General features: G+C 72.7%; 8 protein-coding genes and 1 rRNA gene. 3 read left to right on the forward strand and 6 right to left on the reverse strand.

Annotated features, from left to right (window positions below):
* Positions 1-144: 144 nt before the first annotated feature.
* Together R2E43_RS17800 and R2E43_RS17805 are read right to left on the reverse strand one after the other, a co-directional pair.
* Positions 145-1,671, reverse strand: a 16S ribosomal RNA gene (locus tag R2E43_RS17800).
* Positions 1,672-2,313: 642 nt separating this feature from the next.
* Positions 2,314-2,862, reverse strand: coding sequence for a MarR family winged helix-turn-helix transcriptional regulator (locus tag R2E43_RS17805; RefSeq protein ID WP_003974850.1), 549 nt, complete (start codon positions 2,860-2,862; stop codon positions 2,314-2,316).
* A gap of 145 nt (positions 2,863-3,007) precedes the next feature.
* Here R2E43_RS17805 and R2E43_RS17810 point away from each other — a divergent pair, with 145 nt between their 5' ends.
* Positions 3,008-4,285 carry an MDR family MFS transporter gene (locus R2E43_RS17810; RefSeq protein ID WP_003974851.1) on the forward strand — a complete coding sequence of 426 codons (1,278 nt, stop codon included), beginning with the start codon at positions 3,008-3,010 and terminating at the stop codon, positions 4,283-4,285.
* Positions 4,286-4,339: 54 nt separating this feature from the next.
* Here R2E43_RS17810 and R2E43_RS17815 read toward each other — a convergent pair whose 3' ends face one another.
* Together R2E43_RS17815 and R2E43_RS17820 are read right to left on the reverse strand one after the other, a co-directional pair.
* A complete protein-coding gene (locus R2E43_RS17815) occupies positions 4,340-5,998 on the reverse strand; it encodes an ATP-binding SpoIIE family protein phosphatase (RefSeq protein ID WP_003974852.1) in 1,659 nt (552 codons plus the stop codon).
* Positions 5,999-6,180: 182 nt separating this feature from the next.
* A complete protein-coding gene (locus R2E43_RS17820; protein ID WP_003974853.1) occupies positions 6,181-7,560 on the reverse strand; it encodes an NAD(P)/FAD-dependent oxidoreductase in 1,380 nt (459 codons plus the stop codon).
* Between the two features lie 374 nt (positions 7,561-7,934).
* Between R2E43_RS17820 and R2E43_RS17825 the strand changes: the two genes are divergently transcribed.
* Complete coding sequence (locus tag R2E43_RS17825) at positions 7,935-8,831, forward strand: TetR/AcrR family transcriptional regulator (protein WP_332056350.1); 897 nt, start codon at positions 7,935-7,937, stop codon at positions 8,829-8,831.
* A 182-nt stretch (positions 8,832-9,013) separates the two neighbouring features.
* Positions 9,014-11,083 carry a sigma-70 family RNA polymerase sigma factor gene (locus tag R2E43_RS17830; RefSeq protein ID WP_332056351.1) on the forward strand — a complete coding sequence of 690 codons (2,070 nt, stop codon included), beginning with the start codon at positions 9,014-9,016 and terminating at the stop codon, positions 11,081-11,083.
* Here the strand turns inward: R2E43_RS17830 and R2E43_RS17835 are convergent.
* Positions 11,070-14,378 carry a BTAD domain-containing putative transcriptional regulator gene (locus R2E43_RS17835; protein WP_332056352.1) on the reverse strand — a complete coding sequence of 1,103 codons (3,309 nt, stop codon included), beginning with the start codon at positions 14,376-14,378 and terminating at the stop codon, positions 11,070-11,072. The genes R2E43_RS17830 and R2E43_RS17835 overlap by 14 nt on opposite strands.
* A gap of 41 nt (positions 14,379-14,419) precedes the next feature.
* A complete protein-coding gene (locus R2E43_RS17840) occupies positions 14,420-16,543 on the reverse strand; it encodes an asparagine synthase-related protein (protein ID WP_011029443.1) in 2,124 nt (707 codons plus the stop codon).
* Between the last annotated feature and the right edge of the window lie 452 nt (positions 16,544-16,995).

Genomic DNA, 16,995 nt, shown 5'->3' on the forward strand with positions numbered 1-16,995 from the left:
CGACACCCTTGCCTTCCCTTACTCGTGTTCCACGCCGAAGCAGTACTGACGAGAAGATCAGGATCAAGTGTGCCGAGTAGTCAACGTTCCACCCATGAGCAACCGTGCAGGACATTTGCCTGCAGTCGGCTATGTGCTCCTTAGAAAGGAGGTGATCCAGCCGCACCTTCCGGTACGGCTACCTTGTTACGACTTCGTCCCAATCGCCAGTCCCACCTTCGACAGCTCCCTCCCACAAGGGGTTGGGCCACCGGCTTCGGGTGTTACCGACTTTCGTGACGTGACGGGCGGTGTGTACAAGGCCCGGGAACGTATTCACCGCAGCAATGCTGATCTGCGATTACTAGCGACTCCGACTTCATGGGGTCGAGTTGCAGACCCCAATCCGAACTGAGACCGGCTTTTTGAGATTCGCTCCACCTTGCGGTATCGCAGCTCATTGTACCGGCCATTGTAGCACGTGTGCAGCCCAAGACATAAGGGGCATGATGACTTGACGTCGTCCCCACCTTCCTCCGAGTTGACCCCGGCGGTCTCCCGTGAGTCCCCAACACCCCGAAGGGCTTGCTGGCAACACGGGACAAGGGTTGCGCTCGTTGCGGGACTTAACCCAACATCTCACGACACGAGCTGACGACAGCCATGCACCACCTGTACACCGACCACAAGGGGGGCACCATCTCTGATGCTTTCCGGTGTATGTCAAGCCTTGGTAAGGTTCTTCGCGTTGCGTCGAATTAAGCCACATGCTCCGCCGCTTGTGCGGGCCCCCGTCAATTCCTTTGAGTTTTAGCCTTGCGGCCGTACTCCCCAGGCGGGGCACTTAATGCGTTAGCTGCGGCACGGACAACGTGGAATGTTGCCCACACCTAGTGCCCACCGTTTACGGCGTGGACTACCAGGGTATCTAATCCTGTTCGCTCCCCACGCTTTCGCTCCTCAGCGTCAGTATCGGCCCAGAGATCCGCCTTCGCCACCGGTGTTCCTCCTGATATCTGCGCATTTCACCGCTACACCAGGAATTCCGATCTCCCCTACCGAACTCTAGCCTGCCCGTATCGACTGCAGACCCGGGGTTAAGCCCCGGGCTTTCACAACCGACGTGACAAGCCGCCTACGAGCTCTTTACGCCCAATAATTCCGGACAACGCTTGCGCCCTACGTATTACCGCGGCTGCTGGCACGTAGTTAGCCGGCGCTTCTTCTGCAGGTACCGTCACTTTCGCTTCTTCCCTGCTGAAAGAGGTTTACAACCCGAAGGCCGTCATCCCTCACGCGGCGTCGCTGCATCAGGCTTTCGCCCATTGTGCAATATTCCCCACTGCTGCCTCCCGTAGGAGTCTGGGCCGTGTCTCAGTCCCAGTGTGGCCGGTCGCCCTCTCAGGCCGGCTACCCGTCGTCGCCTTGGTGAGCCATTACCTCACCAACAAGCTGATAGGCCGCGGGCTCATCCTTCACCGCCGGAGCTTTCGAACCTCGCAGATGCCTGCGAGGGTCAGTATCCGGTATTAGACCCCGTTTCCAGGGCTTGTCCCAGAGTGAAGGGCAGATTGCCCACGTGTTACTCACCCGTTCGCCACTAATCCCCACCGAAGTGGTTCATCGTTCGACTTGCATGTGTTAAGCACGCCGCCAGCGTTCGTCCTGAGCCAGGATCAAACTCTCCGTGAATGTTTACCCGTAATCGGGTGACACCACGAGAGCGGAACAGTCGGAGGAATAATCCGACCGTTCACAGCGTCCTCGCTGTTGTGTTACTTCAAAGGAACCTCAACCCGAACGGAGATCCGATCAGGTCGGGGTATCAACATATCTGGCGTTGACTTTTGGCACGCTGTTGAGTTCTCAAGGAACGGACGCTTCCTTTGTACTCACCCTCTCGGGCTTTCCTCCGGGCGCTTCCCTTCGGTCTTGCGTTTCCGACTCTATCAGATCTTTCCGATCCGATTTCCTCGGTGCTTTCCAGGTTCCCGCTTCCGCGTTTCCCTTTCCGGCGGTTCCGACTCTATCAGATCCTTTCGGGCCCTGATTCCCCGTCAGAAGGGGTTGTCGTCCCGGTTGTTGGGCCGTTCCGACGTCTCAAACCTTAGCGGACCCTCTCGGCGATTCCCAATCGGGGTCGATCGGGCCGACGAGTACCCAGCGAAATTGAATTCGGGCGCGCCGAAGTCATTCCCACTTGGGGGTCGTGCTGGTGGTTTGATTGCCGCTGCTGCGGCGGGAGGTGCTGCCGCAGAACCGTTACGGTCCCGTGGCAACCCGAAGAACCTTACGGATCCCGCAGGGGGCTGTCAAGCGTCGCTGTCAAGATCTTTAATCGAGGTCGCTGAGCCGGCCACCGGCGTCCGGCTGTGCGTGCTCCACCCTGCGCAGGAGGCGGGTCAGCACATCACCGAGCGCGGTGCGGTCGTCGGCGGAGAGGTCCTGGAGCAGGTCCTCCTCGAAGACGGTGGCCAGGCGCATGGCCGCCAGCCACTTCTCGCGCCCCTCCGCCGTGACCGCGACGATCACGCGCACCCGGTTGGTCTCGTCGCGCTCCCGGGTGACCAGGCCCTCCGTCACCATGCGGTCGATCCGGTGCGTCATCGCGGCGGGCGTGAGGCCGAGGCGCTTGGCGAGGTCGCCGGGGCCTAGCCGGTACGGAGCGCCGGAGAGCACGAGGGCCTTCAGCACCTCCCAGTCCGTGTTGCTGATGCCCAGCTCGGCGGTCTGGCGGCCGTACGCGACGTTCATACGGCGGTTGAGGCGGGAGAGCGCCGAGACGATCTTCTCGACCTGGGGGTCGAGGTCCTGGAACTCGCGCTGGTAGGCGGCGATCTGCTCTTCGAGTGTCGGCTCGCCGGCGCCGGAGGTGTCGCCCATGGCCGCAGTATGGCACGCAACTCCTTTGCTTTGAAGTCCTTCGGTATGTACTCTTTACCTTCGAACTTTAGCTTCTAAGTCTTCAGCTCTAACGGCTGGAGCGGACGATCCGAGAGATCAAGAGAGGGTGAACGTGACCAGGGCAATGGGCGCGGCGATGCGCCGGATCCACGTGGGCAACGCACTCAGCGCGTTCGGACTCGGCTTCACGGTCCCCTACCTGTACGTCTATGTGGCGCAGGTACGGGGACTGGGTTCTGTCACGGCGGGCCTCGTGCTCGCCGTCTTCGCCGTGGCCGCGCTGATCGTGCTGCCGTTCGCCGGGCGGGCCATCGTCCGGCGTGGTCCGCTGCCGGTGCTGCTGGTCGCCCTGGTCACCGCCGCGCTCGGCGCGCTGAGCCTCGGGCTGTCGGCCTCGGCCGGCACCGTGCTGCTGTCCGCCGCCGCGCTGGGGGCCGGGCAGGCCGTGATGCAGCCCGCGCTCGCGACGATGATCGTGGACTGCTCGACGACGGAGACCCGGTCGCGTGCGTTCGCGATGCAGTTCTTCCTGCAGAACCTGGGGCTCGGCGTCGGCGGGCTCATCGGCGGTCACCTGGTCGACACCACGAGCCCGTCGTCCTTCACGCTGCTGTTCGCCATCGAGGCGGCGATGTTCCTGGTGCTGGTGGCCGTCATGGCGACGGTGCGGACGCCGCGTGCGCCGCGGATCGAGGGGGCGCCGGGACAGGCCGGCGGCGGGAGCTGGAAGCAGCTTCTCGGCAATCGGGCCATGGTGCAGCTGTGCGTCCTGGGCTTCGTGCTGTTCTTCGCCTGCTACGGGCAGTTCGAGTCGGGGCTGAGCGCGTACGGCGTCGAGGCGGCCGGGATCTCCACGTCCGCGCTGGGTACCGCGCTGGCGGCGAACACGCTGGTGATCGTGATCGCGCAGTTCGCGGTGCTGAAGTTCGTGGAGCGGCGCAAGCGGTCCCGGGTCATCGCGTCCGTGGGGCTGATCTGGGCCGTGGCGTGGGCCGTGGCCGGGTACGCCGGGCTGGGACACGGCAGCCAGACGATGGCCACGGCCGCCTTCATCTCGACGTACGCGCTGTTCGGGCTGGGTGAGGCGATGCTGTCGCCGACGCTGGCGCCGCTGGTGGCGGACCTGGCGCCGACCGGTCTCGCCGGGCAGTACAACTCCGCCTTCGCCCTGGTGAAGCAGCTCGCGTTGGCGATCGGTCCGGCGGTCGGCGGGCCGCTCGGGGCCTCGCTGCACGCGCCGTACATCGTGGCGTTCCTGCTGTTCTCGCTGGGCATCACGGTGCTGGCGGTGCGGCTGGGGCGGCAGCTCACCGATGTCCAGAATCAGCCGTCGCTGGCCAGGAGCCGGGTGGTCACGCAGGGCGGGGCGCCGGCCGACGCCGTGGTGTCCGCGGAGGCGTGAGCGGGCCGGGCGGGTAGTGGCGGGGCCGGGGTCCGTACCCGCTCCGCCGTCGGCTCAGGGCTTCTGCAGGACGAACTCGCACCAGACGGCCTTGCCGCCGCCCGGGGTGCGCCGGGACCCCCAGTTGGAGGCGATCGTCGCGACGATGGCGATGCCCCGGCCGGACTCGTCCCCCGGCTCCGCGCGGCGGCGGCGGGGCAGGTGGTCGTCGCCGTCGGTCACCTCGATGATGAGGCGGCGGTCGGTACGGCGCAGCCGCAGCCGCATCGGCGGGGTGCCGTGCTGGAGGGAGTTGGCGACCAGTTCGCTGGTGGCCAGGACGCCGAGGTCGTGCAGCTCGGCGGGGAAGCGCCAGCTGGTGAGGACGCCGGAGGCGAAGGCACGCGCGCGTGGGGCCGCTTCCACGCCGCCGAGCAGCTCCAGGGCGGCGTTGCGGAACAGCTCGGCCTCGGCGCCCTTGCGGGCGGGGTGCTGGAGGACCAGGACGGCGACGTCGTCGTCGTGGTCCGGGGTGACGCCCGCCGAGCGGACCAGCCGGTCGCAGACCACCTGGGGCGTGCCGGTGGCGCCGGACAGGGCGCGCTCCAGGGCGGCGATGCCCTCGTCGAGGTCCTCGTCGCGGCGTTCGACCAGGCCGTCGGTGTAGAGGACGGCCGTGGAGCCAGGGGGCAGGGCGATCGAGCCGGACGCGTGGATCCAGCCACCGGTGCCGAGCGGCGGGCCGGTGGGTTCGTCGGCGCGCTGGACGGTGCCGTCCTCGTCACGGACCAGGATGGGGAGGTGGCCGGCGGACGCGTAGACCAGCCGGCCCTCGTTCGGGTCGTGGATGGCGTAGACGCAGGTGGCGATCTGGTTGGCGTCGATCTCGGCGGCGAGGCCGTCGAGGAGCTGGAGCACCTCGTGCGGGGGCAGGTCGAGGCGGGCGTAGGCCCGGACCGCCGTGCGGAGCTGGCCCATGACGGCCGCCGCGCGGACGCCTCGGCCCATGACGTCGCCGATGACGAGGGCGGTGCGGCCGCCGCCGAGGGTGATCACGTCGTACCAGTCGCCGCCGACCGCGGCCTCGGTGCCGCCGGGGTGGTAGGTGGCGGCGACGCGCAGGTCGTCGGGCTCCTCCAGCTCCTGCGGCAGGAGGGAGCGCTGGAGGGTGACGGCGGTCTCGCGCTGGCTGCGTTCGCTCGCGCGCAGGCGGCCCGCGGCCTCGGCGTGGTCGGTGACGTCGGTGGCGAAGACGAGGACGCCGCGGCCGTCGCCGTTGTGGCCCTCGGTGACCGGGGTGCAGGTGAACGTGTAGGAGCGGCCGTCGGGGGCCTTGCGGGACTTGAGGGTGCGGGGTCTGCCGCTGCGCTGGACCTGGTCCAGGAGCGGGAAGAGGCCCGGCTCGTCCAACTCGGGGAGGGCCTCGCGGGCGCGGGCGCCGAGGTCGCGGATGCCGAAGGCGGCGACGTAGGCGTCGTTGACGTAGGCGAGGCGGTGTTCGGGGCCGTGCAGGAGGGCGACGAGGGCCGGGACGCGGCCGAGGACGTCGCGGACGGGCAGTTCGTCGACGCTGGGGACGTCGGCGGCGAGCGGGGCCTCGTCGGCCGGCTGTTCGGCGCGGGCGGCGGGTACGGAGCCGTCCGCCCGCCGGTCCGGGGAGAGGGCCGTGTCGGTCCGCGCGGCGGCGCGGCGCTGTGTTCCGGGGAGTCGGGCGCTCCAGCGCGTGAAGTTCACGAATCCTTGCCTCGTGTAGTTGTCGGCGGCCGGGGACCGGGACGGGCCGGGGCGGCCCGGGCCCCGGGGGCCGCGCTGGGGCGAGCGGCGGCGCGCCCGCGGTGGTGGACCAGTCTGGCAGGGTGCCCGCCTGGCCGACATCCGTCAGACGCCCCGGTGGCCGGGGGAGTTCCTGAGTCCGGTCAGGACGACCCCTTCGGGTTGTGCGGGGGCTCCTGAGAAGGCTTTCCACCGGCCGCGAGTTCGAACTCCGCCCGCGGATGTTCGAGTGAGCCCAGGGAGACGATCTCCCGTTTGAAGAGCCCGGCGATCACCCATTCGGCCAGTACGCGTGCCTTCCGGTTGACGGTGGGGACGCGGCTGAGGTGGTAGGCGCGGTGCATGAACCACGCGGGGTAGCCCTTGAGCTTGCGCCCGTAGACGTGTGCGACGCCCTTGTGGAAGCCGAGGGAGGCGACGGAGCCCGCGTACCGGTGCGCGTACGTGTCCAGGGGCTCGCCGCGCAGGGCGTGGGTGACGTTGTCGCCGAGGACCCTGGCCTGGCGGACGGCGTGCTGGGCGTTGGGGGCGCAGTTTCGGCCGGGTTCCGCCGCGGTGACGTCGGGGACGGCGGCGGCGTCACCGGCCGCCCAGGCGTGCGGGGCGCCGTCGACCGACAGGTGGGCGGTGCAGGCGAGCCGGCCGCGGTCGTCGAGGGGCAGGTCGGTGGCGGCGAGGAGGGGGTGCGGTTTGACGCCGGCCGTCCAGACGACCGTACGGGTGGGGAAGCGGGAGCCGTCGCTGAGGACGGCGACGCGGTCGGCGCAGGACTCGAGGCGGGTGTCCAGGCGTACGTCGATGTTGCGGCGGCGCAGTTCGGTGACCGTGTAGCGGCCCAGTTCCTCGCCGACCTCGGGCAGGATGCGGCCCGACGCCTCGACGAGGATCCACTTCATGTCCTCGGGGGTGACGTTGTGGTAGTACCGCGCGGCGTAGCGGGCCATGTCCTCCAGCTCGCCCAGGGCCTCCACGCCCGCGTAGCCGCCGCCGACGAAGACGAAGGTGAGGGCGGCGTCGCGGATGGCGGGGTCGCGGGTGGAGGAGGCGATGTCCATCTGTTCGAGGACGTGGTTGCGCAGGCCGATGGCCTCCTCGACGGTCTTGAAGCCGACGCCGTGGTCGGCGAGTCCGGGGACGGGCAGGGTGCGCGAGACGGAGCCGGGGGCGAGGACGAGTTCGTCGTAGGTCAGCCGGCGGGCGCCCGTCCTCGCCTCGTCGGTGGCGAGGGTGGTGACGGTGGCGGTGCGGGTCGTGTGGTCGATGGACCGGGCCTCGCCGACGACGACGTCGCACTGGCCGAGGACGCGGCGCAGGGGCACGACGACGTGCCGGGGGGAGATGGAACCGGCCGCCGCCTCGGGGAGGAACGGCTGATAGGTCATGTAGGCGTCGGGCGTGACGACCGTGATCTCGGCCTCGCCCCGCCGCAGTTCGCCCTTGAGATTCCGTTGCAGCCGCAGGGCCGTGTACATCCCGACGTAGCCACCGCCGACAACGAGAATGCGCGCACGTTCCTTCACCATCCCATGACGCACCCGGCGCTTGCGTTTGTCCACAGGCTCGTCAAATTGTGTGACCGGAGATCGTCGGGGCGCCCAGCCGCGGGAACCAACGTCGCACGGCATGATCACGCAGGTCAGCGTGGGTGAGTGGGGGCTCGGAGGGGGGCACATCCGGGGCGGGTGCCATCCGTGCTCCGATCGGGGGGCGCTCCGTGCGGAACGTGCCCCTTCTGAATTGACCCCCGCTCAACTATGTTCTTTCCCACGGTGTGTAGGCGGATGTGCTCATGCGGTCCGCGACGGGCGGGCCGCGCAACCGGGCCCGTTCCACGCACTCCGGCTTTCGATGGCGGGGAGTGTCTCCGGGGGGAGACGTCATTACCGGGGGATTGTCTATGCATGTTCAGGATTCTCATTGGTCGTCCGCGTCGGCCGTCGCGCCCGGCGGTGCGATGAGTACGGCGGCGGGCGGCGCACACGGGGACGCGGGACGGAGCGCGCCCTTGCGCGTGGACGCCCAGCGCAATCTGGAGCACGTGCTGCGCGCTGCGCGGGAGGTGTTCGGCGAGCTGGGGTACGGCGCGCCGATGGAGGACGTGGCGCGGCGCGCGCGGGTCGGTGTCGGCACGGTGTACCGGCGCTTTCCGAGCAAGGACGTGCTGGTGCGCCGGATAGCCGAGGAGGAGACGGCACGGCTGACCGACCAGGCCCGCACGGCGCTCGGGCAGGAGGACGAGCCGTGGTCGGCGCTGTCCCGCTTCCTGCGGACGTCGGTTGCCTCGGGCGCCGGCCGGCTGCTGCCGCCGCAGGTGCTGCGGGTCGGGGTGTCGGACGACGCCGGGACCGACGGCGGCGTGGGCGGTCCCGGTGCAGCGGCCGCCGGTGATCCGCGGGTGCCGCAGCAGCGGATACAGCCGGGCACCGGCGAGCTGCGGCTGGTGTCCGAGGAGTCCGCCGCGGCCAGGGCGTCGGCCGCCGTCGGAGTTTCCGCCGCGGACGCCGCGGGCCCTGTCGCAACCTCTGCCGCAGGACCTGCCGCAGGACCTGTGGCGGGTTCTGTCGCGGGTTCCGTGGTCGGGGACGACGGTGCCGCGGCGCTGCTGGAGGTCGTGGGCCGGCTCGTGGAGCGGGCGCGCACGGCCGGTGAGCTGCGGCCCGACGTGTCGGTGTCGGACGTGCTGCTGGTCATAGCCACGGCGGCGCCCTCGCTGCCGGACCCGGCCCAGCAGGCGGCGGCCTCGGCCCGGCTGCTGGACATCCTGCTGGAGGGGCTGCGGTCGCGGCCGGTGTGAGACGCGGCGACGTCGTCGGGGGCCCGTATCTCCTTCCCCGAACGGCTGAGCGTTATTACCGCGGCACGTGAAGTCCGCACAGACGAGTGACGGTCGGCACAGGGGGGTCCTGAACAAAAGCCAATATGGCACGCTGACCCGGTGTTCGGACTGGCTGGGCAGGTTGGCGGGGGCTTTCCGCGATGAGCGTTGACGGGCGGGACGGTTCACTCGGTGACGGCGAGAGCGGTCCCGGTGACGTCGGGACCGGCGCTGGCCTGGGCGGCCGCACCGGGGACGGTGACGCCCGGGCGGGCGGCTCGCCGCAGGTGCCGGGCCAGGGCGGTCCGCCCCGTGCCGGGCGGGAGGCCGCTCCCGTGGAGGACGGCGGCCGGGGCCTCGCCCGGGACGGCGGCCGCGAGGGTCCCGCCGAGGACGAGCGCCCTGCCGGGACCGGCGTTCCGGCCCAGCGCGAGCTGCACGAGGACAGCGTCCTGCCGCCGCCGCGCGACCTGTACGACGACGGCATCCTGCCGCCGCCGCGCGAGCTTCCCGCGTCCGACGCCGAGCTGATCGGGCGGATGCGCTCGGGCGACGACACGGCCTACGAGGAGCTGTACCGGCGCCACGCGGACGCGGTACGCCGGTATGCGCGCACCTGCTGCCGCGACGCCCACACCGCGGACGACCTCACCGCCGAGGTGTTCGCCCGCATGCTTCAGGCGGTGCGCGGCGGTTCGGGACCCGAGCACGCCGTACGCGCCTACCTGCTCACCGCGGTCCGGCGCGTCGCCGCCGGCTGGACCCGGTCGGCCGGTCGGGAGCAACTCGTCGAGGACTTCGCGGTGTTCGCCGCGCAGGCCGCGCACACCGCGAAGGTGCCGGACGACGACACCCTGGAGCTGGGCGCCGACGTCCGCGCCATGCACGAGGCCGAGCAGTCGATGGCCATGCGGGCGTTCCGGTCGCTGCCGGAGCGGTGGCAGGCCGTGCTGTGGCACACCGAGGTCGAGGACGAGTCGCCGAGCGAGGTGGCCATGCTCTTCGGTCTGGACGCCAACGGCACGCGTGTCCTGGCCAGCCGCGCCCGCGAGGGGCTCAAGCAGGCTTATCTCCAGGCCCACGTCAGCGATGCCCTCGCCACCGACGAGGAGTGCGCCCGCTACGCCGACCAGCTCGGCACGTACGCGCGCGGCAGGCTGCGCGTCCGGGCCGAACGCGGGCTGCGCAAACACCTGGAGGAGTGCGCGAGGTGCCGGCTGGCCGCGACCCAGATCGAGGAGGTCGCGAGCGGCATCCCCGCCGTGGTGCCCGTCGCGGTCATCGGCTGGTTCGGTGTCGCCGGGTACGCGAAGGCGGCGGGGCTCATCGCCGGGGGCGCGGGTGCGGCGGGAGCCGCGGGCGCGGCGGCCGCGGCGAGCGGCGGTGCGTCCGGCGGAGCGGGCGCCGGGGCCGGGGCGGCGGCCTCCGAGGGGCTGGGCGCGCCGGTGAAGGCGGGGATCGCGGCCGGTGTGGTCGCGGTGGCCGCAGCGGCGGCGCTGGCCCTGGCCCTGATCGGCGACGACGCCCCGGGCAAGGAGCCGCCGAAGGCCGCCCCGCCCGCCTCCTCCCCGGTGGCGCAGCCCGCCCCGGACACCCCCACGCCCTCGCCCCGGCCGCCCCGCCCACCCGAACCGGTGGCGGCCCCCAAGCCGACTCCCACCCCCATCCCGACCCCGACCCCGACCCCGAAGCCCACCCCGAAACCGACCCCCACCCCCACCCCGACTCCCCCGCCGAAGCCGAAGCCGACCCCCACCCCGACACCTCCCCCGCCCCCTCCCTCACCGCCACCCGTCCCGGCCGTCTACCAGTGGAGCGAGCTGGCGTACGACGTGAGCGGCGACGGCACCGGCCCCGAGATGCGGCTGGCCGGAAGCAGCTGGGTGTGGCAGCGCTCCGACCTGTCGGTCGACGACGTGTCGTACGCGCACGGCGTCACCGTCAACGGACGCTCCTCGGTCACCATCGACCTCAACCGCGAGTGCTCGTCCTACGACGCGCTGGCCGGCGTCGACGACCTGACGATGAAGCTGGGCAAGGTCCACTTCTCGGTGTACGCGGACGACGTGCGGCTGTGGAACTCGGGGATGGTCAAGGGCGGGGACCCCGCGGTACCGGTCCACGTGGACATCACGGGACGCGAGACGCTGCGGCTGGTGACCGAGCCGCACAGCCACTTCGACTCGTTGGCGCTCGCGGACTGGGCCCAGTCCCGCTTCACCTGCGCGTAGGAGCCTGCGGAACCGGCCGCCGCACCGCCGTCTCCAGCTCGCCGACGACGTCCCCGGGCGTGAGGCCGGCGCCCGCGGCCACTTCGGCGGCGTACCGCTGCGGGCCGAGGACACCGCGGGCGGCGGCCTCGGCCCGCTCGGCGTGTGCCCGGTCCGGCATGGGGCGCGGGCGGTCGCCGCGCCAGTGTCCGGCCGCGCCCAGCAGCCGCACCGCACGGGCCTGGTCGCCGAGGTCGCTCAGCAGTCCGGCCGCGCTGTCCGCCAGCGTCGCGAGGACCAGCTCGGCGCACCGCTCCTCGACGGCCGTCCGCAGGGTGCCCGTCAGCAACGGCAAGGCGGCGCCCGGGCCCGACTCGCCCGCCGTCACGAGCGCGTCCACCAGCCCGAGCATCGCGAGGAACTGCGGCGGCGGCGTGCCGCGCAGGCACTCCTCGCGGGCCGCCTCCCACAGGACGCGGGCCCGCGCGAACTCCTCGTCGGCCACCGCGAGTCCGGCCCGCAGCATCAGGACGAAGGCCTTGGAGTCCACCACGCCGTACCGGTCGGCCGCGGCTCCGGCCTCGTCGAGTACGCCGAGCGCCGTGCCGTGGTCCCCCTCGCGGTAGGCGATCTCGGCGAGCCGGGCGATGAGGAACGGCGCCTCCGCGAAGGCCCCCACCTCCTCGGCGAGCCGCAGCGCCTCCGCGTACTCGGCCCTGGCCTCCTCGTAGCGGCCGCGCACCATGGCTGCCTCGCCGAAGGCGCTGCACACCTGGGCCTCCACGAGGCGGTCGCCGACCCGACGGCTGAGCACACGCATCTCCGCCAGGTCGGCGTCGATGCCCACCGGAGTGCCCGAGATGTCGACCACCGCATGCGTACGGAACATGAGACTGGCGGCGATCTCCCACTCGCCGCCGTAGACACGGCAGTTGGCGACGGAGGCGTCCATGGATCCCTGGACGTCGCCGGAGTCGCTGACGAAGAACTCGGTCAGCGGCCAGATGAGACCGGGCACCCGGGCCGCTTCGGGGCCGCCCGCCGCGAAGTGGTCCCGCACCCGCCGGACGTACCGCCGCATGCGCTCGTCCAGCAGCCCCTCCCTCGGCGCGGTCTCGAAGGTGAGGAGGATGTGCATCATCCGCACCTGCATGCGCAACGCGTGCAGCGGATGCCCCGGACCGCCCCCGCTCCCCTCCAGGAGCGCGCCGACGTGGTCGGCGGCAGCGGTACGCCGGGCGAGGACGTCCGCCCCCGGCACCCGTCCGCTGCCCCCCGCGTCCAGGGCGGCTCCGAGGCGCAGCACCCGCTCCAGCCACCTGACGCCTTCGTGCCGGTAGTTGCGCAGCCACCAGAACCAGCCCATGGCGAGCGCGAGGGCCGCGGCCTCCGGCTCGTCGCCCGCGGCGAGGGAGCGGTCGAGGGCCGCGCGGATGTTGTCGTGCTCGTCCTCCAGGCGGGAGATGTACGGCAGTTGCCCGGCCGAGCGCAGCTGCGCGTCGGCTTCCTGTGCCAGGGCGCGGGCCCACGCGCGGTGGGCGCGTTCGGCGGCGTCGCGCAGCCCGGGCGTCTCGGCGGCGCGTTCCCCGGCGTACTCGTGGATGGTCTCCAGCAGGCGGTAGCGCATGGCGGCGCCGTCGGCGCCCGGGTCGGCGACGACGAGGGACTTGTCGACGAGGGCCCCGAGGAGGTCCGCGGCGGGCCCGGTGCCCACGGCCTCCGCGGCCGCCAGGTCCCAGCCGCCCGCGAAGACCGACAGTTCGCGCAGCAGCGTGCGTTCCGCCTCGTCGAGGAGGTCCCAGGACCAGTCGACGACCGCGCGCAGCGTCTGCTGGCGGGGCAGGACGGTACGGCTGCCCGAGGTGAGCAGGCGGAACCGGTCGTCGAGCCGGTCGGCGATCTCCCGCGGGGTGAGCAGCCGCAGCCGGGCGGCCGCCAGCTCGATGGCCAGCGGCAGTCCGTCGAGCCGCCGGCAGATCTCGGCGACCGCCTCCTCGTCGCGCAGGACCGCGTCCGCGTCGGGACGCACGGCGCCGGCGCGCGCGGTGAACAGGCGCTGCGCCTGCTCCTGGGTGAGCGGCTCGACCGGTCGCACCGACTCGCCGGGCACGCCCAGGGGCTCCCGGCTGGTGGCGAGGACGGTGAGGCCCGGACACCGGGTCAGCAGGGTCTCGACGAGCCGGGCCGCCGCGCCGATGACGTGTTCGCAGTTGTCGAGGACCAGGAGTTGGCTGCGCGGGGCGCAGTACTCGACGAGCAGGGCGACGGGGTCGTCCTGCCCGGCCGGCCGGTCGCCGGTGAGCAGCACGGTCTCGCGCAGCCCGAGGGCGTTGACGACCGCGCCGGGCACCGCCTCCGGCCGGTCGAGCGGGGCCAGTTCGACCAGCCACGCCTGATCGAGCCCGGCGGCGGCCTCCTCGGCGAGGCGGGTCTTTCCGGATCCGCCGGGTCCGGTGAGGGTGACGAGGCGGGCCCCGGGCAGTTCGGAACGGAGGGCGTCGAGCTCGGGTTCGCGCCCCACGAAGGTGGTCAGCCGGGGCCTGATGTTGCCCTTGCGGCCGTCGGAGGGGGCCCGCCCGGGGGCCGGGGAGGGCCGCTGCGCGCCCCCGGTGCCGAGCAGTTCGGCGTGCAGGGCGCGCAGCCGGGGGCCGGGTTCGATGCCGAGGCCGTCGGCGAGGGTGCGGCGGGCGCTCTCGTAGGCGGCCAGGGCGTCGGCGTCGCGACCGGCGGCGCGCAGGGCGGCGATGAGGAGGGCGTGCAGCGGTTCGTCGTACGGGTGCGCGGCGGTCAGTTCGCGCAGCCGCGGTACGGCGTCGTGGGCGTCACCGAGCCGCAGACCGGCCTCGATACGGGCGCGGGTCGCCTCCAGGCGCAGGGCGTCGGGGCGGGCGGCGTGCCCGGGGAGGTCGGCCAGGGCGGGGCCGCGCCAGAGGGCGAGCGCCTCGTCCAGGTGCCGGGCGGCGGTCGCGGCGTCGCCGTGCGCGAGGGCGGCGGTGCCTCGCCGTACGAGGCGCTCGAACACGAACAGGTCCACGTCGTCGCGCGTCGCCGCGAGCCGGTACCCGCCGGGGGCGGAGGCGACGGCGTCCTTGCCGACGGTACGGCGGAGGCGGCCGACCAGGGCCTGGAGGGCGGCGGGGGCGTCCTGCGGCGGGTCGTCCTCGGCCCAGACCTCGTCGATCAGCGTGGTGGGGGTGACGACGTCGCCGGGGCGCAGGGCGAGGGCGGTGAGCAGCGCGCGCAGGCGGGGACCGCCGGGGTTGACGACGGTGCCGTGGTCCTCCGTCTGGGTGACGCCCAGGATTCTGTACCGCACGGAGTCATTGTCGCCGCACCGGTGCGGTGCGGGCACCCGCGTCAGACCCGCCGCACGACCGCCCCGGCCCCGCCCAGCGCCCCCCGCTGCGGCGCGATGCCCGCGGGTACCGCGCGTTGGCGGGCCGGGGTGCCGGTCCAGCAGGTGCCGCGGCGGGCCAGCAGGCGGCCGAGCCACAGCTCCAGCGAGACGAGGTCGGCCAGTCCGTCCAGCGGCAGCGGCTCACCCGCGGCCGCCGCCCGCACCGCCTTGCGCACGACCCGCGCCTCCACGAGCCCCGCCTCCGCGAGCAGCGGCCGGTCGAAGAGCCCCAGCAGGGAGTCCGCGGCGACCCGCAGCCCCGTCCGCGCCGTGGAGGCCGCCAGCGCCTGCGTGGGCGCGCCCCACCCGCTCGGCAGCTCGCTCACCCCCGCCCCCTCCAGCACCGTCCGCAAGATCGCCGCCCGCGCCCCCGGCTGCACCCGCAGCGCCTCCGGCAGGGCCCGGCAGGCCCGGACGACCTGGTTGTCCAGGAACGGCGTGTGCAGCCGCTGGAAGCGGATCTCCGCGGCCTGCTCCAGCACCCGCACCTCCGCCGCCTGCCGAGCCAGCGCCGCCCGCGCCCGGAAGTCCCCCGGACGCTGCCCCGGCCCCACCCCCGACCGCTGCGAGGACGTCTGGAGGCGAACCGATACTTCAGCCAGCGCCTCTCCGGTCAGCCACCGCGCCGCCGGCCCCGCCCCGGCCCAGGTCAGCGCGGCCAAAGAGGCGTCCATCGCCCCGTCGCCCGGCGTGTCGAACCGTCTGCGCAGCAACCGCTCGGCGAGCACCTCGAGCCCGCTCCGGTACGGCGTGCGCGCCAGCCGCCGCGCCGCGCCGTACACGCGCGCGGGGACCAGGACCGACCCGTCGGCCTTGGCCAGTGCGGCGACCGGCCGGACCAGATGGCGCCGCTTGCGGTCCATGAGCAGGTCGGCGAGGCGCGCCGGATGCGCGTCCAGCACCTGCCGGGCCCCGTACCCGGTGAAGTGGTCCGCGCTGCCCGCCGCCAGCCGCGCCCGGTGCCGCGCCGCGGCGACCAGGGACGAGCCCGGTTCGTCGGTCAGCGGCCCGTCCAGCGCGGCGTACGGCAGCATGTCCTCGCCGCCGGTGACCACCACGTGGTGCAGCCGCGGGTTGGCCGCGAGCGCCCCCGCCCGCGCCAGCTCGGGCTCCTGCCCGCCGACGGCGAGGTCGTTGAAGGTGACGGCCAGCAGCCGCTCCCCCGCCCCGGTCCCGTGCCCGAGCACGGTCCCCGGCATCCCCGGCAGCCCGGCCGCCAGCAGCGCCAGCGTGCCCGAGGCCGGCCCGCCGGACAGATCGGCCCCGATCCCCGGCACCGGCATCCCCCGCGCCGCCCGCCGCTCCGCGGGCCCCATGCCCGGGACGGGCCCGGGGTCGATGCCGTCCCCGGGGACGTGCCGCGGCGCGGCGAGCCGGGTGCGCACCGCGTCCACCAGGGCGTCCCGCACGCCGTCCACCGCGCGGTCGGGGTCGGCCGAGGGCGCCGCGACGGCGAGCGAGGCCACCGGTTCGTACCCGGCGATCTCCCGCGACCCGGCGCGCAGGATCAGCGCGTGCCCCGGCGGAACACGCTTCACGCCGTCGTACGGGGTGGAGTCGTCCAGCGCGGCCGGCACGTCGGGCGCGGCGAGCAGCGCGGCGAGGTGGCCGAAGTCGAGGTTGGCCTCCACGAGGTCAGCCAGCGGCAGCGCGGCGGTCGCGTAGGCGGTGCCGGACGCCCAGGGGGTGTGGAAAACCGGCCGCGCGCCCGCGAGGTCGCCGCAGACGGTGATCCGCCGCCCCACCTGGACGACGGCCGTGTAACTGCCGGGCCACGCCGTCAGATGCCGCAGTGCGCCCCCGCGCGCGGCGAACAGCGCGACCCGCAGCTGCTCGTCGCTCGCACCGCAGATGCCGAGCACGGCGATCCGGGTCTGCGCGTCGGCGGCGACGACGCGCACCTCGTCGGGACGCCAGTCGCCCACCGCCCAGAGGGGATCGGGGTCGCCCCACAACGGCTGGGCACCCACGGGCTGCACGGTCTCCCCGTCGTAGCCGGTGGCACCGGCGGAGCCGGCGGCCCCGGCGATCCCCGCTGCTCCTGCTCCCACGGCGGCGCTGCTCCACCCCACCAACCACCGCATCGACGCCTCCACAGGCTGGGGACAACCAGTGCACCGTACGAACTGGTTCCCCATGCTGCCATGAAGGGCGCGCCACAGAGCGTCGGCGGAGCCGCGTGTGCTCCGCGAGTGCGCCTCGCGGAGACTCACGCGAGAACGCCGGGACATCGCCGCGGGACCGTCAACTCCCGTACTCCCACGGCGAAGACGACGCGAATGCGCCCCCGCAACGCGCCCCTTGGCTCCCCAACGCGCCCTCAACTCCCATGGTGAGGGCGGTTGTACCCCGAAATCACCAGCGGTGATTTTCAGCCAAATCGGCGCCACGCGGACACACTCGAACACGCTCCGTACAAACTCCGCGCACCGTCCGTCAGTTCACCGGCGGCGCGCAGTCCGGGGGACGGGACTCGCCCCCCGGACCGGTCCGCCGCCCGCGGGGATGTAGGCGGCGGCGTCCCCCAGCCCACTGG

This window comes from Streptomyces violaceoruber, from assembly GCF_033406955.1.
In the GTDB taxonomy this organism is placed as follows: domain Bacteria; phylum Actinomycetota; class Actinomycetes; order Streptomycetales; family Streptomycetaceae; genus Streptomyces; species Streptomyces violaceoruber.